This window comes from Brevibacterium oceani (assembly GCF_017948325.1).
Lineage (GTDB): Bacteria > Actinomycetota > Actinomycetes > Actinomycetales > Brevibacteriaceae > Brevibacterium > Brevibacterium oceani.
On the sequence record NZ_CP072846.1, the window covers coordinates 4,153,076 to 4,175,043 of the forward strand.

Consider the following 21,968-nt stretch of genomic DNA (forward strand, 5'->3'; position numbering starts at 1 on the left):
CTTTCAGTGCTTCCGGTTCCTGCGGCGCAGGCCCTTGAGAAGTGCGATGGCACCGGCGGCGGCGAGCAGTGCTGCTCCGCCGATGAGGTAGATCTGGCTTCCGGTTCCGCCGGTCAGCGGCAGTGCCACCGGGGGCTTCTGCTCGTTGGTGTACGACCCGAGTTTCTTCTCCAGGTCGGGTCCGGAGACCGTGAACGTGTGGGGTGCGTCGTCGAGGATGTATCCGGCCGGGGCTTTCTTCTCGACGAGGGTGTGCTTGCCCCACTTGAGTCTGTCAACGGAGAATTTGCCGGCTGCCGGGTCCTTATCGGCGCCCGCGCATTTGTCCGCCGAGGCGGCCACGCAGTCCTCGATCTCCGTCGACTTCCCGTCGGGATCGGTGAGGGTCCAGACCGAGCCTTTGAGTGCATTTCCGGATTCGTCGGTCTTGCCCCAGGTCACGGCACCGGTCTTCGCGGTGTTCGTGATGGTGCAGGTGGCATCGTCGCCGGATTTCAGAGTCACGGAGCTCTTGTCCGAGGTGACGACGCCTGATCCGGTTCTCGGTTTGCAGTCCCAGTCCGAGGCCTCGTAGCCCTTCGGGGTTCCGGCCTCAGAAAGGGCGTACTTACCGGACTTCACCTTCGCCTTGGTCACCGACTCCGATCCGGTCTTGCCCTCGATCGTCTTGTTGCCGGAGGCTGCGTCACCTTCGGCCTTGAGAGTCCAGTCAGTGTCCTTGGCAGTGCCGGCTGCAGCAGTGTTGTCGACCTTCTTCACCAGGGTCAGCGTCGTGTCCTTGACCTTGTTGAGGTAGGAGCACTTGACGTCATCGCCGGGTTTGATTCCGGTGAGGTCGGTGCTCTTGTCGCTCGTGAGCTTCGTCGTGGCCTTCGACCCGTCAAGGCGAGTGATGTCGCAGCTGCCGCTCTTGAACTCGTACCCGTCCTGCTGTGTTTCGGAGACCGCAACGGTGGCACGACCGGTCGTCTTCGAGAACTTCAGGCCCCACTTCGCATCACCGTTTGCATCGGTCTTCTGCGTGGTTGCCGTCGGGTTCGAGGACACAGTGTCGGACGTGGCTGTCGCCTTCGCACCGACTGCCCAGTCTTTGCCGGGCTTCTTGTTCTCACCGTTCTCGTCGACAACGTCCTTGTGGATCGAGACGTTGGCGGTCAGCGGAGCATTGGTGATCGTGCAGACGATTTCCTTGCCTGTGCGGGGAATGGTGACCGTGCCAGTTGCCCTATTGCCCTCCGATAGGATCGTTGTTGTGCCCTTGATCGAACATGAATAACTGCTTTCATAGTCGGCGAGGTCGGTCGCGCCTACCCCAGCTTCGCTCAATGTCAGCTCCGCCCCGGGTTTTGTCGCCACTCTGACAACTTCCTCATCGTCGTCTTGAAGATCGGCATCATCGCCAGTTGTGACAGCCTTTCCTAGCCCAGTACTGCCCTCCTTGAGCGTCAGCTCAAACTGATCCCCGGCCTTGGCTCGCCTCCCTTGAATATTCTTCATAAGAGTCACAGAAGGCGGAGGAGAGCATGAGGCAAGGTCTGTACCTTTTCCAGAGCTAGTGGAAAAATTAGTACCGTTAGACCAACCTGGCATATCGAATGCCTTGACATCATCGGAGCTGCCCAAGTAAGCGGTACCGTTGGCGTCGAAAGCTACACCATTGACTTTGTCGCTGGTATCGAAAGGACCGCTCACAGAAGGTTTCAACGAGAGATTGTTGCCTTTGTCGAGCGCAGCCTTACTCAGGCTGAAAACCGTGGTCTTCGTGCCGACTCCTCGGACGATGAAGAGATTGCCACTGGCGTCAAAAGCCATATCTCCATTCGACGCCGAGTTGTAGTTCGAACTTGTGTCGACCGTCGCTTTGAGTGTGATGCTGTCTGTCGAGGGGTCAAAGACGTATAGACTGAATGACTTCCCATCGGTGCTGTACCCGCCGAAATAATAGCTTCCCGTCAATGGGTCTACAGCACCAGCGATCAGGCTGATCCCGCTCACCGACCGCTGGCGACTAACTGATGACCATGTTCCCGTTCCGGTGGTGAGCCGATAGACGGTCACGCCCGAGTCAGATCCATTCTGGACGAATAACCGGTTAAGAGCATAAACCGTTTTTCCATCATCGCCGATGCCCAGCCCGTTAAAGCCGGTGACGTCCCTGGCAGGGTCGCCCACCTTCGAAGTACCGCCACTCGTAATTTTCCACATCTGCCCGTCACTCGACACCGAGTAGGCAGTTCCTGGCGCACAGTTGATCGAGACCGGAGCCGCCTGAGCAGGCTCCGCCGCAAGCATGGTCATACCCGAAAGCACGACGAGGAGCGCCGTCAGCGCAGCCAGTAGGGCGCGCACACGCAGACGTACCCGGGTCATACATCCCTCATTTCGAAGTCGAGCAAGGTGTTCCAGCCCGATTCGAATCCCTGACGATGCACGGCAACGTGGCACCGATATCAGAGTTGCGGAGTGAAGAGCTGGTCAAGCTCTTTCAAGATATGTAGTTGCACGATCAATCACACTGCTCAGCAGGCACTCTTCAGCAAGAGTTCCGTAGTCACCCCAGTACCGAGTAGTTACTCGCTCAACTACTCAGTAGTTTGAATTTCAATCTTCGAAATATTGCTGATCCCACCTGCTCCGCCCCGCCCGACTCCCCCGCAGGCAGGGGCACGAATTCACCCGCTCGGCTGATCCCAGAACACCGATCTCCGCATAGCGTTGAAGCATGATCACCCTGGAGAACATCAACCGCAGCTTCGGCGACAAGAAGGTGCTGCACGACCTCAGCTTCGACATCGGCGACGGCCGAATGACCGGATTTGTCGGGTCGAACGGTTCCGGCAAGACCACGACGATGCGCATCCTCCTCGGCGTGCTGGCCGCCGACTCCGGACGCATCACGATCGACGGATCCGAAATCACCCCGGCTCACCGCAGCGCGATCGGCTACATGCCCGAAGAGCGCGGGCTCTACCCGAAGATGCCGATCATCGACCAGCTCGTCTACCTCGCCCGCTTCCACGGACTGACGCGCCAGGCCGCGAAGAAGCGCGGGCTCGAACTCCTCGATGAACTCGACCTCAAGGGTGAACCCACCGACACCCTCGAAGCAGTCAGCCTCGGCAACCAGCAGAAGGTCCAGATCGCCGCGGCCCTCATCCACGACCCCGAGGCCCTCGTCCTCGACGAACCGTTCTCCGGACTCGACCCCACCGCCGTCGAACGCACCCTGGCAGTCCTCACCTCCTTCGCCGCCTCCGGCGCCCCGGTGCTCTTCTCCAGCCACCAGCTCGACCTCGTCGAACGCCTCGTCGACGACGTCGTCATCATCAACGACGGCCGCCTCATCGCCGCCGGCACCACGGACGAACTGCGCCGCGAACGCAGCTCACCCGAATGGACGCTCCAGACCGACGCGGACATGGGGTGGGTGCGCGAGATCCCCGACATCACCGTCATCGAATTCGACGGGAACTGGGTCCGCTTCGCAGCACCGGACTCCACCACCGCCGAGGCGGTCCTGAGGAAAGCGCTCGACGTGTCCTCCGTGTCCTCGTTCGCTCCGCACATCGTCCCCCTCAACCGGCTCTTCCAGGAGGTCACACAGTCATGAGCACAGAAACCCTGACCCGAACAGACACAGCCGCGAACCGTGCCGGCTTCACCACCGCCATCGGCCTCGTCATCGAACGCGAGATCATGGTCCGCCTCAAATCCAAGGCCTTCATGATCTCGACGATCCTCTCGATCGTCATCCTCGGGGTCCTCGTCGGAGTCTCCGGGGCGCTGCCCTCACTCTTCTCCTCCACGGACAAGGTAGCGGTCACCTCGGCGGGGGCCGAAGCCGTCAAGGGCATCGAGGACATCGAACCTGTCGTCGTCGACGATGTGGATGAGGCGAAAGCCCTCGTCAGCTCCGAGAAGGTCGACGCCGCGGTCGTCGACTCGGAGGACTCCCCGACCGGAGTTGCAGTCCTCTCGCTCCGGTCGGCCCCGGAATCGCTCATCGGCTCGCTCAGCCTCACGCCTGAGGTCGAACTCCTCGACCCCGACGCTCCGGATCCGGCCCTGACATACTTCATCGGGCTCGGCCTCGGACTCGTGTTCTTCATGGCGGCGATGACCTTCGGCAATACGATCGCCTCCTCGGTGGTCGAGGAGAAGCAGTCACGCATCGTCGAGATCCTGCTCGCCTCCACCTCGGCGCGGGCACTCATGTTCGGCAAGGTCATCGCGTGTACGATCCTCGCCTTCGCGCAGATCGGACTCACCGCGGTCGCGGTCCTCGCCGGAGCCGCCATCAGCGGGAACGACCTCGTGTTGGGCAAGGTCGCCGAACCGATCGCCTGGTTCGTCCCGCTCTTCATCATCGGCTTCGTCATGGTCGCCGCCCTCTACGCGGCCGCAGCCTCGATGGTCTCACGCACCGAGGACCTGCCGTCGACGAGCACGCCGATCATGATGCTCATCTTCCTGCCGTATATGGCCGTCATCATCTTCTCCTCGAACGAAACGGTCATGGGGGTGCTCAGCTACATTCCGTTCTCGGCGGCGGTGGCCGTGCCGATGCGAGTCTTCCTCGGCACGATCGCATGGTGGGAGCCGCTCGTCTCGCTGCTCATCCTCGCCGCGACGACACTGCTCGCCCTGTTGGTGGCAACCCGGATCTTCGAACGCTCGATCCTCCAGTCGGGGCTGAAGCTGTCGTGGGGCCAGGCGCTGCGGCGACGCTGAGCCAGCGGCCCGGATGGTGTGCGGCACTGCCAGCGTGCGGCCCGGTCGGTGCGGCACGGCTACTGTATGCCCGATGTGCACACGTAGTGATGAAAATCAGTACGCTCACACTTCTGATGCACAGTCACGTGCCCGACGGCCGCGTGAGGGCACAGAGGCGGCTACGACGACGGGCCTGACCTACAGCCACCCGTTGTCTCGGGCGATGCGTGCGGCGTCGGCGCGGTTGCGGGCGTTCGTCTTCCCGATCGCCGCCGACAGCCGATTCCGCACGGTCCCGGCGGACAGGAACAGTGTCGAGGCGACCTCGTCCACGCTGGCACCGTCGGCCGCCGCTCGCAGCACGTCGGTCTCCCGCTCCGTCAGCGGAGAAGCGCCGTGCATCGACGATTCGACGACGAGCTCGGGATCGATGACCCGCAGACCCGACATCACCCGGCGGATGCCCTCGGCGAGATGCTCGACCGGTGCGTCCTTGACCATGAATCCGTCCACCTCGGCGTCCATCGCCCGTTTCACCCATCCCGGTCGCCCGTAGGTCGTGACGATGATGACCTTGACCTGCGGAAACTCCTTGTTCAAGGTGGCAGCGACCTCGAGGCCGTCGGGACCCGGCATGTCGACGTCGAGGAGGGCGACGTCAGGGCGGGACTCCCGCACGGCCGGCAGCACCTCGTCGCCACGGGCGCACTGGGCGACGACCTCGAGGTCGGCCTCCATGCCGAGCAGAGCGGCGAGCGCCTCACGGACCATCCTCTGATCGTCGGCGATGAGCAGGGTGATCATTGCGGTGCCTCCCCGTCGCGGGCGACGACGCCGCCCTCGTCGCGAGCGACCGCGTCGCCACTAGCCTCCCGGGCGACCGTGAGGACGAAACCGTCGTCGGTCTTCTGGGTGCGCACCACAGCGCCGACCGCTCGCGCCCGTTCGCGCAGTCCCTGCAGGCCGGTTCCCGCGCCCACCTCGCCGAGGTTGGTCGTCCTCCCAGTGCTGTCGTTGCGCATCTCGAATCGGGTGGGACCGAGCGTGATCGTGCAGCGCCCGGCTCGAGCGTGTCGGAGGACGTTCGTGCTGCCTTCGCGCACCGCCCACGCGAAGAGTTCGCGCAGTTCGGTCTCGACTCCGTCAACCGAGGTGGGTGCTTCGACGGTGATGCCGTCGGCCCGCAGTGCCCGCGTCGCCGTCACGAGCTCTTCAGCCAGCGAGATCCGCCTGGTGCCCTGCACCGTCGTGCGGACGTCGGCGAGCGCACCACGGGCCAGGGTCTCGATCTCGCTGATGTGGGTGGCCGCCTCGGGGGCGCCGGCGGCCTGGAGCTTCGCGGCCAGTTGGGCCTTGAGCGCGATGACGGTGAGCGAATGTCCGAGCACGTCGTGGACGTCTTGGGAGAGCCGGAGCCGTTCGGCCTCACGTTCGAGGCGGCGGTTCTCCTCCTCCGAGGCCCGGGCGGCTCGGGCCCGGTCCCCGGCAAGGAGTGCCATGACCATGGCGAAGCCAGAGATCGAGATGCCGAAGGTCGTGGCCCAATCGTGAGTCCACCCGGGTACGAGACGTTGGGCCGCCTCGGCGACCAAGAGGGTCGAGGCCGCGATGACGAGTCCGGGGATCACCTTCCGTATGGACACCACGGCGAGGACGGAGATGTAGGCGAGGAATGACAACCCCTCCTCGCCGACAAGTGGCACCACGATGACGGTGATGACCACCATGACGGCGATGGCGGCGTTGACGACGACTTTTGCTCGACGCGTCGGGATCGATGTCGCATCGCGGACGGTGCGGGAGAACGCCCCCAGGCCGACACCGCCGGCCACCATGGCGATGTAGAAAACGAGGGCGAAGATGATCGTCAGGCCCAGACCCCACGCCCGCGCGGTTCCTTCCAGATTCCACGAGGCGTTGAGTGGGTAGGCGAGGAAGACGAGCCAGAAGATGGGGAAGAACCAGCTCATGAACGTGAAGGGACGTTCGTAGGTCTCAGTGCTCATCACTGCCTCCTCGTTCGTCGTCGCTGCTGCCTCGGAACCACTCGGTCTCGCGGAACTGCAGAGTGGTCGTGGGCTCTCGGTAGAGCCCACGACCACCGCTGTCGGTGTCTGCCAGGCACCGGCTCACACTCGTGCGGTGTCCTTGCGCAGTGCCCACGCGGAGCCTGCGACGAAGATCGCCAGCCAGACGACGACGTTGACCACTGCCCACTGATCGTAACCCCCGCCGAGCGGTGCGCGGGCGATCTCTCCGGCACCGTAGGCCGGGGTGAAGTGCGCGATCGTCTGCAGGGTCTTCGGCCAGATCTCGAGGGGGACGAAGAGTCCGCCGATGAGGGAGAGGATGCCGAGGACCATGCTCGAGACCTGGATGGCGTTCTCGGCCGGCAGCAGGTAGCCGAGCATGACACCGAAGGCCGCGAACACCGAGGAGGTGAGGATGACGAGGAGTCCGGAGAGCAGGAGCGTGCCCAGCGGGGCGTGGACTCCGGTGATCGCGGCGAGTGCGAAGACGACGATGACGGAGACGGCACCGAGCATCATCGACACGATCACCTTCGTGAGGATGTAGGCCGCGGGGTGGAGGGGCGTGAGCGCGAGCTGGCGGCTCCAGCCGAGTGCCCGTTCCACGGCGACCTGGGCACCGCCAGTGGTCGTAGCCACCATCGCCCCGTACGTCGCCAGGGAGACGGAGATGTAGAGCGCTGCGTTCGTGTCCCCGAGCATCTCGCCCCGATTCGACACCCCGAAGATGAGGTAGAAGACCGCGGGCATGATCATCGTGAAGATGAGTGTGCGCCGATTGCGCAGCTTCCGCAGCAGTTCGAGCCGGAGCAGGGTGGCAGAGAATCCGCCGAAGCTCGGTGGGCGGCGCTCGCTCAGTGAGTCGAGGAAGCTCGCCGAGGTTGCGCTGGGCTTGGTTGTGCCGAGTTTGCCTGTGCTTGTGGGCTTGGTTGTGCCGGACTTAGTAGTGCTGGGCTGGGTGGACATTTCAGGCCCCTTTCGTGGTCAGACTGATGAAGGCGTCCTCGAGCGAGTGCGAGGAGATCTCGAGGTCGGTGCAGGCATGGTCGAACAGCGTCCTGGCGGCAGTGTCCGAATCACTCGTCCGCATCTTCAGGCGCCGCCCCTGGACGTCGATGGATTCGACCCCGGCCAACCCGCCGAGGAGGTCGACGATCCCAGCGACACCGGGTGCAACCTCGGCGCGGGCGTTCGTGCCCGACTCTGTGTCGGGCTCCGTATCGAAGACGGGCAGGGTCGCGCTCACGGTCTTCGCGGCGGCCATGGCTCTGATCTCGTGCGAGGGACCGTCGGCCACGATCCGGCCGCCGGCGACGAGGATGACGCGGTCGGCGAATTCGTCGGCCTCTTCGAGGTAGTGGGTGGCGAAGAGGATCGTCTTGCCGGTCAGGGCGTCGGCGCGCATCTCGTGCCAGAAGTCGCGGCGTCCGGTGACATCCATGCCGGTGGTCGGTTCGTCGAGGACGATGAGCGCGGGGTCGGGCAGGAGGGCCATGGCGAAGCGCAGCCGCTGTTTCTGCCCGCCCGAGCACTTCTTCACCGTGGCGTTGGCGATGTCGGCGATGCCGGCTCGTTTGAGCACGAGGTCGACGTCGAGGGAGGAGGCGAAGACCGCCGAGGTGTACTCCACGGTCTCGCGGACTGTGAGGTCATCGAGGAGTCCGCCGGTCTGCATGACCGAGCTCACGAGGCCGCGCGAGACCGCCCGCCGAGGCGGCATGCCGAAGATCTCGACCGCTCCGGCGTCGGGGCGGGAGAGTCCGAGCAGCATGTCGATCGTCGTCGTCTTGCCTGCGCCGTTGGGACCGAGGAAGGCGACGACCTCACCGGGGCGGATGTTCAGGTCGAGGCCGTCGACGGCCTTGAGGTCGCCGAAGGACTTCGAGAGTCCGGTCAGGGAGACGGCGTCGGCAATCTGCCCCGGGGCTATGCGGTGATCCGCTGTGGCTGGATAAGTCGTGTCTGTGTTCATGTCCTTCAGACTAGGAATCCGGACGCGAGGGCGATGATGCCATTTGTCACGAGGTCAGGGGTGCCATTTGTCACCGGTCACTCCGTAGCCGCGGCGAGCACTCGCTCGCCCGCCTGCACACAGAAGACAAGCCACGCTGGGAAGTTCACTTGCCCTTCATCTTTCCTCCACACTGTCTGCGAATCGGCTGAGTACGTTGGGCGGGTATGCTCGCGCACCGTCGCCTCGGCGGGCGCTTCCCACCGTCGGAAGGATGACAATGCCCTCGAGAACACTGCGTCTCGCCGCGGCGACCGGAGCGCTCGGACTCGCGCTCTTCGCAACCGCCAGCCCCGCCCAGGCTTCCGGAATCGATGCCCCCGGCGGAGCTCGTCAGCTCGAGGGCGACAACACCGACGTCATCCGCGACGCGGTGGAGGATTCCGGCGCGAAGAACGTCATCCTGCTCATCGGTGACGGCATGGGCGATTCGGAGATCACCTCCGCGCGCAACTATGCGAAGGGCGCCCACGGACGCTTCGACGGTCTCGATGAACTGCCGCTGACCGGCCAGTACACGACATACGCGGTCAACAGGGACACCGGCAAGCCGGACTACGTCACCGACTCCGCGGCGAGCGCCACCGGCTGGTCGACCGGGACGAAGACCTACAACGGGGCTCTCGGAGTCGATCGCAGAGGCAACCCGCACAAGTCGCTCATCGAGATGGCCCGCGCGAAGGGCATGAAGACCGGCGACGTTTCGACCGCGGAGATCCAGGATGCGACGCCGGCCGCCCAACTCTCCCACATCAGCGAACGCGGCTGCTACGGACCTGAGGAGACGAGCAAGGACTGCTCGAGCGAGGCGCTGGAGAACGGCGGACTCGGCTCGATCAGCGAACAGATCCTCAATGCTCGCGCCGACGTCGTCCTCGGCGGCGGTTCAGCCTCCTTCGAGCAGAAGGCCGTGGCCGGTGATTGGAAGGACAAGACGCTGCGCGAGCAGGCGGAGGAGCGCGGCTACCAGCTCGTGAACGACTCCGACTCGCTCGAAGGTGTGACCGAGGCGAACCAGAACGCACCGGTGCTCGGTCTCTTCACAGAGGGCAATTTCCCCGTTCGCTGGGAGGGACCGAAGGCCACCCACGGAGGCGGCACCGAACCGGCCGTGAAGTGCAAGAACAACCCCGAGCGCACCGCGGATGTGCCGAAGCTCGATCAGCTGACGAGCAAGGCCGTCGACCTGCTCGACAACGACGAGGGCTTCTTTCTCCAGGTCGAGGGAGCGAGCATCGACAAGGAAAACCACGCGGCCAACCCGTGCGGTCAGATCGGTGAGACCGTCGACCTCGACGAGGCGGTCAAGGCCGCCCTCGACTTCGCGAAGAAGGACGGCGAGACCCTCGTCGTCACGACAGCCGATCACGCTCACACGAGCCAGATCGTCTCCGCCGGCTCGGACACTCCGGGCCTCACCCGGACGCTGACCACTGTCGACGGCACCGATATGACCATGAACTATGCGACCGCTGACGAGGAAGCGTCACAGGGTCACACCGGCACGCAGATCCGCATCGCCGCGTACGGGCCGGGCGCGGCCAATGTCGTCGGGCTGACCGATCAGACGGACCTGCACTACACGATCGCCGACGGCCTCGGACTCGACCGTGATGCCGAGGTGCCCGGAGACCCGGGTGACGACGCAAACGGCAACGATGATTCGACCGGAAGTGCTGACGCTAACGGTTCCGACGATGCCTCAGGCTCGTCGAATGCCGGTGGCAATGACGGTTCGGCCGGCTCCCAGGACACCACCGGGGCCGACGATTCCAACGGCTCATCCGACGCGACCGGCGGCGGAAGCGGTGCGAACGGCGGCTCGGAGGGCGGCGAAGGCAATGCCGGTTCCGGCGACGGTGGCGAAGGTTCGGGCCTGGCCGGCGGTGGCGGAACGCTGCCGCGCACCGGCGTCGAGATCGGTGCCGCGATCTTCTTCGGCGTGGCCGCAATCATCGGAGGGTCGGCCCTGGTCCGCATGGCCAAGCGCCGCGGCATCCTCCCCGCCTGAGCCTATGGTGAGGCACCTGAGTCCAGGCGCACCACCCGACGCTCGACCTCAGCGGGTGTGACCGCGAACGATGCCGGACGCTCCCAGCGAAGCGTCCGGCATCGTCCTTCCCCCACTCAGGTCGACCTGGCAGAGTGAGCACATGGAACCCCTCGAGCTGCCCCTGACCACCGACCGACTGCGACTGCGCGCGTACCGGGAGTCCGACGCCGAGGTGCATCTTCCCATCTACTCCCGCGAGGACGTCTCCCGGTTTCTCCTCGAAGATCCATGGACCGCCGAGGTAGCCGAGACCAAAGTCGCCGAACGTCTCCCCCGCACCGGCCTCGAGACCGAATCCCGAGCTCTGGCGCTGGTCATCGAGACCGCCGACGGCCTCGATTCGCTCGAAGGCTCACGCGTCATCGGCGACATCGCGATCTGGCTCGAAGACGGCAGCGACGAGAAGGCGGAAATCGGCTGGATCCTCGACCCAGCCGCCGGCGGACACGGCTTCGCCACCGAGGCGGCCATCGCCGTCCTCAATGTCGCCTTCGACCATTACGGCCTCCATCGGGTATTCGCACAGATGGATTCCCGGAACACCGCCTCGGCGAACCTGGCGAAACGGACCGGGATGCGACAGGAAGCGCACCTGCGCAAGGACTGGTGGTCGAAGGGCGAATGGACGGACACCCTCATCTTCGGGATGCTCGCCAGCGACCGCCAGACGGCCTGACCGGCAGTCTGCCATCTGACACGATTTTCTGAGATCTCGGACTCTTTGTCCCGACACCCGCGCTCAGGCCCTCTCCCGACATGAGAGCCTGAGGTGGCCGTGGCGCCGGACCACACGTTCGTGTGGGCACGAAGGCGGCCACGGGCAGTCGAGAGAAGAGGACAGCAGACACCGATGGCTCCAGCCGACAAGGACCGCAACGAGGCGCTCCCCGCGTACGACCGCAACAGCGAACGCGTCGACGAATCCGCGAACGGTCACGAGGCGAACGCCGGCCTGCACAGAGGCCTGACCGCCCGCCACATCCGTTTCATGGCCCTCGGTTCGGCCATAGGCACCGGCCTGTTCATGGGTTCCTCGGAATCAATCCAAGCGGCGGGACCCGCAGTACTGCTCGCCTACATCATCGGCGGGGCTGCCGTGTTCATGGTGATGCGCGCCCTCGGCGAACTCGTCGTCCGCCACCCCGTCTCCGGGTCCTTCGGCCAGTACGCCTCCCGCTACATCCACCCCTTTGCCGGGTTCCTCGTCGGCTGGACCTTCGCCTTCGAGATGGTCCTCGTCGCCGTCTTCGACGCCACCGCGATCGGCGTGTACATGGGCTTCTGGTTCCCGGGAGTCCCGCGGTGGATCTGGGTGCTCGCCGTCGTCTTCTTCATCGCCGCCATCAACATGATCGGCGTCAAGGTCTTCGGCGAGCTTGAGTTCTGGTTCGCGCTCATCAAGATCGTCGCGATCATCGCCCTCATCGCCGCCGGTATTGCCATCATCATCTTCGGCTTCGGCATCGCCGACCACGACCAGATGGGCCCGCAGGCGCTGGTCGACAACGGCGGCTTCCTTCCGAACGGATTCTGGGGTCTGCTCTCATCGTTCACGATCGTGATGTTCGCCTTCGGCGGCATCGAGATCATCGGCGTCACCGCCGGAGAAGCCCAGAACCCGAAGCAGGTGCTGCCCAAAGCGATCAACTCGGTGCCGGTGCGCATCCTCCTCTTCTACGTCCTCACCCTCGGCGTGATCATGTGCATTCTGCCGTGGAATCAGATCACCTCCGAGATCAGCCCCTTCGTCGCGATCTTCGACTCCGTCGGCTTCTCCGCTGCCGCGGCCATCCTCCAGGTCGTTCTCATCACGGCGGCCCTGTCGGCCATCAACGCCGACATCTTCGGCGCCGGCCGGATGCTCCATGGCCTGGCGGAACAGGGGCAGGCTCCGCGCTCCTTCGCCCGCACCTCCCGCAATGGCGTGCCCGTGATGACCGTGATCACGATGATCGTCGCGCTGCTGGCCGGCGTGGTCCTCAACTACCTCTACCCAGACCAGGCACTGTTCCTGCTCGGGGCATTGGCCACCTTCGCCACGGTGCTGGTGTGGCTGGTCATCCTCGCCGCCCATATCCGGATGAAGAAAGCGATCGCCGAGGAGGCTCGTCTTCCCAGCGAATTCCCCATGCCGTTGTGGCCGGTGGGCTCGTGGATCACGGTCGCATTCATCGTCTTCGTCGTCGTCATGGTCGGCATCGTTCCCGACTCCCGCCCGGCACTGTGGGTCGGTCTGCTTTGGGTCGTCGCGCTGTGGCTGTGCTATTTCGCCTTCGTGCGAGGCCAGGGCCGCCGGCCCTTCGAGCTGACCGACCGCACCGAGCCGATGGGGTCTGGAAAGAACTGACGACCCTGCTCGCAACTGTCCGCGCCGTCACCATGCCTCACGGCGTCCGGCGACGCAGGGTCAGCGAGCCGACGATGATGGCTCCGACGATCCAGCAGACGATGAAGAGCACCCGCAGCCAGATATAGGCGTCATCCTCGTGGCCGGTCGAGACCGCATTGAGCGCATCGATCGCATGGGACAGCGGCAGCCAGTCTCCGATGGTCTCGAGCACGTCCGGCAGCTGATCACGTGGCAGGAAGATCCCGCCGAGCAGGATCTGCGGGAACACGAACACGGGCATGAACTGCACGACCTGGAACTCCGTGCGGGCAAAGGCGCTGGCCAGCAGCCCCAAGGCTGTGCCGAGCAGAGCATCGGCGATCGCGACGACGAAGAGCAGACCGACTGATCCTTCGATCTCGAGCCCGCACACCAACGTTGCGTAGCCGACGGCCACGGCCGTCTGCACCACGGCGAGCAAGCCGAAGGCCAGCGTATAGCCGAGGATGAAGTCGCCGCGCCCCAGCGGCATCGACAGCAGCCGTTCGAGCGTTCCGCTGCGGCGTTCGCGCAGGGTCGCGATGCTCGTGACGAGGAACATGACGATGAACGGGAAGAGCGCGAGCATCGCCGGCCCGATCGTGGCGAAGGTATCTGTCTCGTCGAAGATCCACGCCACCAAGCCGATGAGCAGGCTGGGCACGATGAGCAGGAGCGCGATCGTACGCGGGTCGTTGCGAATCTGGACGAGCACGCGTCCGGTCGTCGCGAGGGTGCGCCGCGGGTTCATCGCCGGCCTCGCTTCTGTCCATCCCTGCCACGTCCGTCATCGCTGGATCCAACGCCTTCACGTGAGAGCAGGTGGGTCCGGCCCCGCCCTGCCGAATCCGCTTCGATGATGTCGAGGAATGCTTCCTCCGCCGAGGCGGCTCCTGTGCTTGAGAGCAGCTCGCGCGGTGTCGTATCGGCGATGACTGAGCCCTCACGCATGAGCACCAGCCGATCGCAGCGGGTGGCCTCGTCCATCACGTGGCTGGAGACCAGCAGCGTCGTTCCCTCTTCGGCGAGGCTGCGGAAGAGGTCCCAGAGATCCGCGCGCAGCACCGGGTCGAGGCCGACGGTGGGCTCGTCGAGGACGAGGAGCTCGGGGCTCCCGAGCATCGCGGCGGCCAGGGACACCCGGTTCGCCTGCCCGCCCGAAAGCGTCCGGCCCAGCTGATCGGCCTGACCGATCAGGTCGGTGCGCTCGAGGACACGCTCGATATCGGACTTCGGGGCTCCCTGTACCCGAGCGAAGTAGCGGAGGTTGGCTCGCACGCTGAGGTCCTCGTAGATGCTCGCCGCCTGCGTCATGTACCCGACCCGGTGGCGCAGCGGTGCGGATCCGGCCCGCTGCCCGAGCACGCTGACCGTTCCGCCTGCGATGATCTGCACGCCGACGATCGCGCGCATCAGCGTCGTCTTGCCGCTGCCGCTGGGGCCGAGGAGTCCGACGATGGCACCGCGCGGCACCGTGAGGTCGAGGCCGTCGATGACGGTCCGGCGTCCGCGCCGGATCCGCAGTCCTCTCACCTCGACCGCTGTGTCACTCATACGGTGAATGAGACACCCCGGCGCTGACTCCGTCAAGGCAGACGTGTCCTTGGGCAATGCCGCCGTGGGCCTCCGTCAGTCTGCTTGCGACTCCTCAGTCCGTGCCTGACTCAACCCTCGGACTCATCGTCCGCAGCGGCATTCGGCCTGTCGACTTCAGGTATATTCGACTCATCCACCGCCTCGTGGGAGCCGTCGGCATTGCGATAGAGCGTGACGCCCTCGCCGTCTGCGGCGGCCTGTGCTTTCCCTTCAGGGTCGTCGAGTACATAGCCTGGAGTCGCTCCATAGGCGACATCCGGTCCGCTGGCCTTCGACGCGAATTCGTCAAGACGTTCGTTGACCTGCTGTGCCTTATCGAGGAAATCATTCTTCCGAGCCATTCCGATACTCCTTCCATGACTCGGTGCTCCGGCCACAAGGAGGCTGCGACGATGTCGGCCTGGTGCGCTCAGCTGCCAGCGCTCGTCGGCAGAGCTGGCAACGGCGGCAGTTCACGACCGGCGATCTCGCTCGCCTCCTGATCGGGAACACCTGCCATGCATAGCATATTGTGGGCGAACTCTATTCCCAGCCGCTCCCGCGGGGTCCCGGTCAACACCAGATGAAGGGCTGAGATGAGTGCCCCGAAGACGCACGCGGTCCCAGGATCTCCAGCTGCTGCGCGTTGTGTGGTTCAACCGCCTTCAATATACTTCCATGGTGGAACTACATGATGCGATCTGGACGATCATCCGCGATCTGCAGCGGGTGACCCTTCTACAACGTCGCGCCGCGACCGAGACGGATCTGGGGCCCATAGGACTCGGAGTGCTCAATCTGGCTGCGCAGTCCCCGATCACCCCGTCCGAAGCAGCTCACGAACTCCATGTCCCGCCGCAGTCAATCACCCGTGCAGTGGCAGACCTGACCGACCACGGCCTCGTCACCCGACTCAGACATTCCGGGGACGGCCGTTCGTACTCCATCGACGTCACGAAGGACGGGCAGAAGGCGCGCGATCGATTTCGGGGAGAACTCACGCGCGGATTCGCCATACACCTCAGCGATTGGACGGACGAAGAAGTCAGTGTATTCGCAGGCCAGCTGACTCGTCTCACCTCTTCTCTCACCGCCGAGACGAACCGCCCGAGTTCATCGTGACCACGCGGGCCACCACACCGCAGGAAACCGCCTGCGACGTCCTCGTCATCGGCGGCGGCCTCGTCGGTCTCGCTGCGGGCGCCTTCCTCGCTCAGCACGGCGTAGACGTCACCGTCGTCGAACGACATCCGTCGACATCTCTGCACCCCAAGGCCCGACTCGTCACCGTCAGGTCGATGGAGCTCTACAGCAGCCTCGGCATCGACGATGAGATCCGTACCGCCGGGGAGCCGAACGGCGGGTTCGCTGTCGCGGCCGATCTCTCCGCCGAGCACGATCAGTGGGTGCCTCCTGCCGATGACGAATCGGCGGCTGCTCACCTGAGTCCCTTCACACCCTATTCCTGCGACCAACAGCGCATCGAACCCATTCTGCGCACCCGCGCAGAAGAACTGGGGGCCCGAGTCCTGTTCGGTACGCAGGCAAGCGACATCAGTGAGGGCGAGCACGAAGTCAGTGCCCGGCTCGACCGCAACGGTACCGTGTCGACACTCCGCGCCCGCTACCTCCTCGCCGCCGACGGTGCCCGCAGCACGATCCGGCGGAATCTCGGAATCGGCCTCGACGGTGAACCGGTGCCGGGAACCGCCGTCAGTGCACTCTTCTCCGCGGACTTGTCGCCTGCCCTCCATGGCCGAGTCGTCGACGCGCTCATGGCCCGCAATGCCGAAGCGTTCCTCTTCGCCCGCGGAAACGAGAGCGAACGGCAATGGCAGCTCGGAACACACCAACGCCCCGAGTGGAGCAACGGAACGGACCTGTCGACGCAGCTCGCCTCCATCATCAGGGCGGCGACCGGCCTGCCCGAGCTCGACCCGCACATCGACAGCGTGCTTACTTGGAGCACTGGCGCCTATGTAGCGCAGAGATTGTCGGCGGGACGGATCTTCCTCCTCGGCGATGCCGCCCACCAGATGCCTCCCTACGGCGGTTTCGGAGGGAACACCGGAGTCCAGGATGCCCATAATCTCGCTTGGAAACTTGCTGCAGTGTGTCGCGGGGAAGCCGATAGCAGGTTGCTCGATTCCTATGAGATCGAGCGCGGCCCGCTGGTACGCCTTATCGTCGAACAGGCGCTGCTGAGGTCGCGCAAAACGCCGGGCCAGCCTGCTCCGCCGGAGCAGATCGATTCCGCCACGCTGTCCCTGGGATCTGCCTATCCGCCGATCTCTGACACAGCCGCAAAAGCAGACTCCGCCATAGACGCACTGACCAGCGCTGTCGAAGATCCCCGCGACCCGAGCGGCCGGCCGGGCACACGCGCACCACATATCGCCCTGTCCACTTCCTCCCGCAGCACACTCGGCATTCTCGATCCTGTCCGGTTCACCTTCATCGCCGATGACCGCAGTCCTACGGCGGCAGCGCTGAGCGAACGGCCGCCTGCCGCTCTCGCCATCCGTACCGTCGCTCCGGGCTCAGCCGCGGCAGAGCACCGACAGGTGTGGGATCGGATCTACTCTGGCTCCGATTGCGACGGAGTCCTCGTCCGCCCCGACCACGTCATCGCGTGGCGAGCGCCGAAGGGCCTCGCCGACCCAGTGTCTGCTGTCAGCAGTGCACTTGCGACCGCCCTAGGTCACGGTCCACAGTGGCGTAAGCCCCATGATCAGGCTTCGGGCCGTGTGACCTGAGCTACGAAAGGTCTGCACAACGGTCCGCCGGGCCCGGCAAAGGTCTGGGAAACGGGCCTCTGTTTGGTCAGGACCACCTCGGCGAGGGCCTAGCGTGGGAGGCGGAGCAGAAGTCGGATGAAAGGTTCCACGGTTCACATGTTCAGGCAGTCGTCGAAGCTGGCCAATGTCCTCTACGACATTCGGGGACCCGTCCTCGAAGAGGCCCAGGCGATGGAAGCCGCCGGGCACACGATCCTCAAGCTCAACATCGGCAACCCTGCCCCGTTCGGATTCGAAGCCCCCGAGGCGATCGTCCAGGACATCGCGGCGAACCTCCCGGTCACACAGGGGTATTCGGATTCGCGCGGAATCCTCTCCGCTCGCCGCGCCGTCGTCCAGTACTACGAGACTCGGGGCATCCGGAATCTCAGCACCGATGAGGTCTTCCTCGGCAACGGTGTCAGCGAACTCATCACGCTCAGCCTGCAGGCCCTGTGCAATCCCGAGGACGAGATCCTCGTGCCCGGTCCCGACTACCCGCTGTGGACCGCCTCGGTGGCGCTGTCCGGCGGCACCCCGGTCCACTACCGCTGCGCCGAGGAGAACGCATGGCAGCCGGATCTGGCCGACCTCGAATCTCGGATCACCGAACGCACCCGCGGCATCGTCGTTATCAACCCGAACAACCCGACCGGTGCGGTGTACTCGAAGGAGACGCTGCAGAAGATCGCCGACATCGCCCGCCGCCACGGCCTCATCGTCTTCTCCGACGAGATCTACGAGAAGATCACCTACGACGGCATCGAACTCGTCAACATGGCCACCCTGACCGGCGACGACGTGCTGTGCCTGACGTTCTCCGGACTGTCGAAGGCCTACCGGGTCGCCGGCTACCGCTCCGGCTGGCTCGCGATCACCGGCCCGCTCGAGGAGGCGCACAGCTACCTCGAGGGCATCAAACTGCTCGCGAACATGCGCATGTGCTCGAACGTGCCGGCTCAGCATGCGATCCAGGCCGCGCTCGGCGGGCATCAGTCGATCGAAGACCTGGTCCTGCCGACGGGCCGCCTCGGCGCGCAGATGCAGGTCGCCTACGAAGGGCTGAACTCGATCGACGGCGTCTCGGCCCACCGTGCCGACGGTGCGCTGTACATGTTCGCAAAGCTCGACGTCGAGAAGTTCGGAATCACCGATGACGAGCAGTTCGCCCTCGATCTGCTGCGCGAACAGAAGATCCTCGTCTCCCACGGCACAGCCTTCAACTGGCCCAGGCCCGACCACTTCCGCCTCGTCACCCTGCCGTCGGTCGAGGTGCTCACCGAGGCGATCGAACGGCTCGACACATTCCTGTCCGGCTACCGCCAGGTGGCGTCGACGACCTGCGAGCTGCCGGTCGTGCGCGAGAACACTGCGGTGAAGGGCTCCGCCGCCGCGGGCTGAGGTCGGCGCGCGGTGATGATGGGTATCCTGACTCAGGACCATCATCACCGAAGCGAAGGCGGGTAAGGATGCCGCACCTGATCGAAGTGTGGAACGACACGGTCGACTCCCGGCATCTCACCGGCGGCATCGCCATCTCCGTGGGGATCGCCGTCTCGTCCTACCTCATCGCCGACCATCTCTTCGCCGCCGTCGGGAACACCGAGCTCGGCCATTCCTATGCCCTGCTCATCGGCATCCTCGGGTGCATCCTCGGGGCTGTGATCACAGGGTTCCTGTTCAAACCCAAGCGCGTGATCACCACCTCCACCGCCGACACCCGGGACCGGCAGGAGATCATCGATGAGGTCGTCGAGGAGTACGGCGAACTCGGCGATCCCCGCGAACTCCCCGAGGCGGTGCAAGAGGAAGTGCGCGCGCTCGGTCTCTTCGAGGCTCTGGTCGACAATCACGAATCCCGCCGCACCGACAGGCCCGACGGACACGAAAGCGACCGCGAGAAGTGAGCGCCGAACTCATCGAACCCGTCCTCTGGGCCATCGGCATGGCCCTCCTGGCCGCCGTCCTGTTCACCGGCATCGGGCTGATCTCCGGCACCGACGAGACGGCGACCGTCGCCCCCATCGCCCTGCTGGTGATCCTGCTCGGTGTCCCACCTGCCGGTGTCATCGCCTTCTTCCTGGCCGCGGTCATCGCCAAACACATCTCGCACGCGGTGCCGACGACCTTGCTGGGCATCCCCGGTGACACGACGGCCGTGCCGATGCTGCGCGAGGCTCAATTGCTGCGCGCACTTGGAGTTCCGCACCTGGCGCTGCAGAAGGCGATCTCCGGCGGGGTCGTGGCCGTGGTCATCGCGATCCCGCTGTCCATCATCTTCGCCCTCATCCTCACCCCCTTCGCCGAGGCGATCGAGGCGGTGGCTCCGTGGATCTTCGCGGCAGCGGCCGTACTCGTCGCGTACACCTCGAAGGGCCGCCTCGGCGCCGTTGTCGCTCTCATTCCCTTCGTCCTCGTCATCGTCGGCCTGCAGGCGTTCATCATGGAGCAGAAGGAGACGACGTTCACGACCTCGTTCTTCCTCGGCATCGCCACCGGACCGCTGATCTTCGATCTCTTCGCCTCGCTCTCGCCGGCGGGTCGGCGGGCGATGCGCCAGGAGGGCAAGCGCGAGTTCGCACTCGCTCCCGACGTCCGCCGGCCGGGCGGGCGCCTGCCCAACCCGCTCAAGGTCCTCGACCGCACCCAGCTGGCGTATACGAGCGGCTCGGCGGCGATCACCTCGGCGACCTTCGTGTTCTCACCGGTGGCGATGGCCGTACTCATGGGTGAGATCGTCGGCAGTCGGATCAAGAACGGCTACCACCGACTGACCACCGTGGCGACGGTGCGCAACGGCACCACCGAGTCGACCTATCTCGCCGAGACGCTCATCCCGCTCATCGCCATCGGCCTGCCGCTCTCCCCGGTCGCCGCGGGACCCGCAGCTCCTCTCTTCAACGCCCCGCCGGTCTATACCTTGGATACGGAGACCGGCGAGACGAACAACCTCCACGACCTGCTCACGACCGGGCAGTTCGCGCTCTTCGCCGTCATCGCCGCAGTCATCGCCATCGCGATCGCCTACCCCTTCGTGATGAAGAACGCCCACCGGGCAGCGACGTGGGTGATGACCTCGGTCTCCCACGAGGCGATCATCGCGGGATTCGCCGCCCTCATCTGCGTCATCTGCCTCTACGAGGGCGGCCTGCTGGCCCTGGGTGTGACAATCACCGTCGGGCTCGTCGGTGGCCTGTTCAACCGGATGATCGGCATGCACGCGGGCGTCCAATTCATGGGCTACTACGTCGCAGTGCTCACCGTCCCCGCGATCCTCGCCCTGTAAGTCTCGAGGTTCGCCTGCGCGGACGGCTGCGCCGGGCCATGCCGCCCTCCGTAATGTCAGCCACCGCAGACAACCCGATCGTCACAGAAAGTCATAGTGTAGTTATTTACTGGACTTAGTAGCTATTGTGGTGCGAGAACGAATTGCTCAACAATATTCGGCTCGTGGAAAGGCACCACCATGCGGCAGCTCATCGTCTTAGGATTCGTCGGTCTCCTCGCCCAACTCATCGACGGATCGCTCGGAATGGCCTACGGGGTGACCTCGACGACCCTGCTCCTCGCGGCCGGCGTCGCCCCGGCTGCCGCCTCGGCGGCGGTCCACTTCGCCGAGCTCGGCACGACGCTGGTCTCGGGGATCTCTCACCACCGCTTCGGCAACGTCGACTGGAAGACGGTGTCGATCCTCGCCGTCCCCGGTTTCATCGGCGCCTTCGCCGGGGCCACCTTCCTCTCCGGACTCAACGGCGACGGCGCCACCCCCTGGATCTCCGGGATCCTGCTCGCCCTCGGCATCTACGTGATCTGGCGCTTCCTCGCCCTCGGCGGCCGTCGCCCCGAGTTCAAGGGCCGCCCCGGAGCCAAGCTCCTCGTCCCCGTCGGCCTCGTCGGCGGCGCCCTCGACTCCATCGGCGGCGGAGGCTGGGGACCGGTGGGCACGACGACGCTGCTGTCCTCGGGCCGCCTCGAACCCCGCAAGGTCGTCGGCTCGATCGACACCAGCGAATTCGTCGTCGCCGTCGGCGGATCGCTCGGCTTCCTGTTCGCCCTCGGCCACGCCGGCATCGACTGGACGATCGTCGCCGCCCTGCTCATCGGCGGGATCATCGCCGCACCCTTCGCTGCCTGGCTGGTGAAGATCCTGCCCGCCCGCATCCTCGCCGTCGCCGCCGGCGGAATCATCATCCTCACCAATGCGCGCACCATCGCCATCGCACTCGGCGCCTCGACGCCGGTGCTCTCGACGGTGCTCATCGTCCTCGCCCTCGCGTGGGTCGCCCTGCTCGTCCACGTCAGTCGCGTGGAGCGGAAGGTGCGCAAGGACGACTCCGCCGAGGCGGCCGAGGTCGTTCCCGTCGGCGGAGCCTGACCCGAACGCCGCCGACGGCACGTGCCCTCGCGGCCCGAGGTCGACAGCGGCGGCCCGAGGTCGACG

At 65.2% G+C, this 21,968-nt stretch carries 19 protein-coding genes and 1 pseudogene; 11 read left to right on the plus strand and 9 right to left on the minus strand.

Translation table 11 applies throughout. From position 1 onward, the window contains the following. Nucleotides 1-3: 3 nt before the first annotated feature. Complete coding sequence (locus J9314_RS18390; protein WP_210603723.1) at nucleotides 4-2,370, minus strand: SpaA isopeptide-forming pilin-related protein; 2,367 nt, start codon at nucleotides 2,368-2,370, stop codon at nucleotides 4-6. Nucleotides 2,371-2,722: 352 nt separating this feature from the next. Between J9314_RS18390 and J9314_RS18395 the strand changes: the two genes are divergently transcribed. Then, nucleotides 2,723-3,610 (plus strand): ABC transporter ATP-binding protein, encoded by an 888-nt coding sequence (locus J9314_RS18395; protein ID WP_210603724.1) that lies wholly within the window; start codon nucleotides 2,723-2,725, stop codon nucleotides 3,608-3,610. Then, nucleotides 3,607-4,731: an ABC transporter permease gene (locus J9314_RS18400; RefSeq protein WP_210603725.1), complete on the plus strand. Its 1,125-nt coding sequence runs from the start codon at nucleotides 3,607-3,609 to the stop codon at nucleotides 4,729-4,731. The genes J9314_RS18395 and J9314_RS18400 overlap by 4 nt, the downstream gene beginning before the upstream one ends. Nucleotides 4,732-4,911: 180 nt before the next feature. On the opposite strand, the gene J9314_RS18405 is transcribed toward J9314_RS18400, so the two are convergent. The 4 genes from J9314_RS18405 to J9314_RS18420 all read right to left on the minus strand — a co-directional run bounded on the left by J9314_RS18405 (nucleotide 4,912) and on the right by J9314_RS18420 (nucleotide 8,715). After that, on the minus strand, nucleotides 4,912-5,517 hold the full coding sequence (locus J9314_RS18405; protein ID WP_210603726.1) for a response regulator transcription factor: 606 nt from the start codon (nucleotides 5,515-5,517) through the stop codon (nucleotides 4,912-4,914). After that, complete coding sequence (locus J9314_RS18410) at nucleotides 5,514-6,719, minus strand: sensor histidine kinase (protein ID WP_210603727.1); 1,206 nt, start codon at nucleotides 6,717-6,719, stop codon at nucleotides 5,514-5,516. Before J9314_RS18410 ends, J9314_RS18405 begins: the two co-directional genes overlap by 4 nt. A 123-nt stretch (nucleotides 6,720-6,842) precedes the next feature. Next, nucleotides 6,843-7,709, minus strand: a complete 867-nt coding sequence (locus J9314_RS18415) for an ABC transporter permease (protein WP_210603728.1) — start codon at nucleotides 7,707-7,709, stop codon at nucleotides 6,843-6,845. Between the two features lies 1 nt (nucleotide 7,710). Then, complete coding sequence (locus tag J9314_RS18420) at nucleotides 7,711-8,715, minus strand: ABC transporter ATP-binding protein (RefSeq protein WP_210603729.1); 1,005 nt, start codon at nucleotides 8,713-8,715, stop codon at nucleotides 7,711-7,713. A 259-nt stretch (nucleotides 8,716-8,974) separates the two neighbouring features. Here J9314_RS18420 and phoA point away from each other — a divergent pair, with 259 nt between their 5' ends. From phoA to J9314_RS18435, 3 genes are all read left to right on the plus strand, one after another. Then, on the plus strand, nucleotides 8,975-10,765 hold the full coding sequence (gene phoA, locus J9314_RS18425; protein WP_210603730.1) for an alkaline phosphatase: 1,791 nt from the start codon (nucleotides 8,975-8,977) through the stop codon (nucleotides 10,763-10,765). 142 nt (nucleotides 10,766-10,907) lie between these two features. Beyond that, the gene (locus J9314_RS18430; protein ID WP_210603731.1) at nucleotides 10,908-11,483 is read left to right on the plus strand and encodes a GNAT family N-acetyltransferase; all 576 of its coding nucleotides are present in this window, start codon (nucleotides 10,908-10,910) and stop codon (nucleotides 11,481-11,483) included. Between the two features lie 174 nt (nucleotides 11,484-11,657). Continuing rightward, nucleotides 11,658-13,154: an amino acid permease gene (locus tag J9314_RS18435; RefSeq protein WP_210603732.1), complete on the plus strand. Its 1,497-nt coding sequence runs from the start codon at nucleotides 11,658-11,660 to the stop codon at nucleotides 13,152-13,154. A 37-nt stretch (nucleotides 13,155-13,191) separates the two neighbouring features. Here J9314_RS18435 and J9314_RS18440 read toward each other — a convergent pair whose 3' ends face one another. The 4 genes and pseudogenes from J9314_RS18440 to J9314_RS19500 all read right to left on the minus strand — a co-directional run. Further along, entirely contained in the window at nucleotides 13,192-13,926 is a 735-nt protein-coding gene (locus J9314_RS18440; protein WP_210603733.1) for an ABC transporter permease, read from the minus strand. Next, nucleotides 13,923-14,729, minus strand: coding sequence for an ABC transporter ATP-binding protein (locus tag J9314_RS18445; RefSeq protein WP_210603734.1), 807 nt, complete (start codon nucleotides 14,727-14,729; stop codon nucleotides 13,923-13,925). Before J9314_RS18445 ends, J9314_RS18440 begins: the two co-directional genes overlap by 4 nt. A gap of 110 nt (nucleotides 14,730-14,839) precedes the next feature. Further along, on the minus strand, nucleotides 14,840-15,112 hold the full coding sequence (locus J9314_RS18450; protein ID WP_210603735.1) for a hypothetical protein: 273 nt from the start codon (nucleotides 15,110-15,112) through the stop codon (nucleotides 14,840-14,842). Between the two features lie 68 nt (nucleotides 15,113-15,180). Further along, nucleotides 15,181-15,360 (minus strand): annotated as a pseudogene (locus tag J9314_RS19500) (TetR/AcrR family transcriptional regulator); the annotation flags it as partial. 68 nt (nucleotides 15,361-15,428) lie between these two features. Between J9314_RS19500 and J9314_RS18455 the strand changes: the two are divergent. The 6 genes from J9314_RS18455 (at nucleotide 15,429) to J9314_RS18480 (ending at nucleotide 21,902) form a co-directional block, all read left to right on the plus strand. Further along, nucleotides 15,429-15,872, plus strand: coding sequence for a MarR family winged helix-turn-helix transcriptional regulator (locus J9314_RS18455; RefSeq protein WP_210603736.1), 444 nt, complete (start codon nucleotides 15,429-15,431; stop codon nucleotides 15,870-15,872). Continuing rightward, a complete protein-coding gene (locus J9314_RS18460; protein ID WP_210603737.1) occupies nucleotides 15,869-17,506 on the plus strand; it encodes an FAD-dependent oxidoreductase in 1,638 nt (545 codons plus the stop codon). Before J9314_RS18455 ends, J9314_RS18460 begins: the two co-directional genes overlap by 4 nt. Before the next feature lie 138 nt (nucleotides 17,507-17,644). Beyond that, nucleotides 17,645-18,928 (plus strand): pyridoxal phosphate-dependent aminotransferase, encoded by a 1,284-nt coding sequence (locus J9314_RS18465; protein ID WP_210603738.1) that lies wholly within the window; start codon nucleotides 17,645-17,647, stop codon nucleotides 18,926-18,928. A gap of 68 nt (nucleotides 18,929-18,996) precedes the next feature. Further along, the gene (locus tag J9314_RS18470) at nucleotides 18,997-19,434 is read left to right on the plus strand and encodes a hypothetical protein (protein WP_210603739.1); all 438 of its coding nucleotides are present in this window, start codon (nucleotides 18,997-18,999) and stop codon (nucleotides 19,432-19,434) included. Beyond that, entirely contained in the window at nucleotides 19,431-20,813 is a 1,383-nt protein-coding gene (locus J9314_RS18475; RefSeq protein WP_246490501.1) for a tripartite tricarboxylate transporter permease, read from the plus strand. The genes J9314_RS18470 and J9314_RS18475 overlap by 4 nt, the downstream gene beginning before the upstream one ends. A 180-nt stretch (nucleotides 20,814-20,993) precedes the next feature. After that, nucleotides 20,994-21,902, plus strand: coding sequence for a sulfite exporter TauE/SafE family protein (locus J9314_RS18480; protein WP_210603740.1), 909 nt, complete (start codon nucleotides 20,994-20,996; stop codon nucleotides 21,900-21,902). The last annotated feature ends 66 nt before the right edge of the window (nucleotides 21,903-21,968 follow it).

Coding starts and splice junctions, on each gene's coding strand:
- J9314_RS18390 (WP_210603723.1), bottom strand. CDS start 2,370: ATGACCCGGGTACGTCTGCGTGTGCGCGCCCTACTGGCTGCGCTGACG.
- J9314_RS18395 (WP_210603724.1), top strand. CDS start 2,723: ATGATCACCCTGGAGAACATCAACCGCAGCTTCGGCGACAAGAAGGTG.
- J9314_RS18400 (WP_210603725.1), top strand. CDS start 3,607: ATGAGCACAGAAACCCTGACCCGAACAGACACAGCCGCGAACCGTGCC.
- J9314_RS18405 (WP_210603726.1), bottom strand. CDS start 5,517: ATGATCACCCTGCTCATCGCCGACGATCAGAGGATGGTCCGTGAGGCG.
- J9314_RS18410 (WP_210603727.1), bottom strand. CDS start 6,719: ATGAGCACTGAGACCTACGAACGTCCCTTCACGTTCATGAGCTGGTTC.
- J9314_RS18415 (WP_210603728.1), bottom strand. CDS start 7,709: ATGTCCACCCAGCCCAGCACTACTAAGTCCGGCACAACCAAGCCCACA.
- J9314_RS18420 (WP_210603729.1), bottom strand. CDS start 8,715: ATGAACACAGACACGACTTATCCAGCCACAGCGGATCACCGCATAGCC.
- phoA (WP_210603730.1), top strand. CDS start 8,975: ATGCCCTCGAGAACACTGCGTCTCGCCGCGGCGACCGGAGCGCTCGGA.
- J9314_RS18430 (WP_210603731.1), top strand. CDS start 10,908: ATGGAACCCCTCGAGCTGCCCCTGACCACCGACCGACTGCGACTGCGC.
- J9314_RS18435 (WP_210603732.1), top strand. CDS start 11,658: ATGGCTCCAGCCGACAAGGACCGCAACGAGGCGCTCCCCGCGTACGAC.
- J9314_RS18440 (WP_210603733.1), bottom strand. CDS start 13,926: ATGAACCCGCGGCGCACCCTCGCGACGACCGGACGCGTGCTCGTCCAG.
- J9314_RS18445 (WP_210603734.1), bottom strand. CDS start 14,729: ATGAGTGACACAGCGGTCGAGGTGAGAGGACTGCGGATCCGGCGCGGA.
- J9314_RS18450 (WP_210603735.1), bottom strand. CDS start 15,112: ATGGCTCGGAAGAATGATTTCCTCGATAAGGCACAGCAGGTCAACGAA.
- J9314_RS18455 (WP_210603736.1), top strand. CDS start 15,429: ATGGTGGAACTACATGATGCGATCTGGACGATCATCCGCGATCTGCAG.
- J9314_RS18465 (WP_210603738.1), top strand. CDS start 17,645: ATGTTCAGGCAGTCGTCGAAGCTGGCCAATGTCCTCTACGACATTCGG.
- J9314_RS18470 (WP_210603739.1), top strand. CDS start 18,997: ATGCCGCACCTGATCGAAGTGTGGAACGACACGGTCGACTCCCGGCAT.
- J9314_RS18480 (WP_210603740.1), top strand. CDS start 20,994: ATGCGGCAGCTCATCGTCTTAGGATTCGTCGGTCTCCTCGCCCAACTC.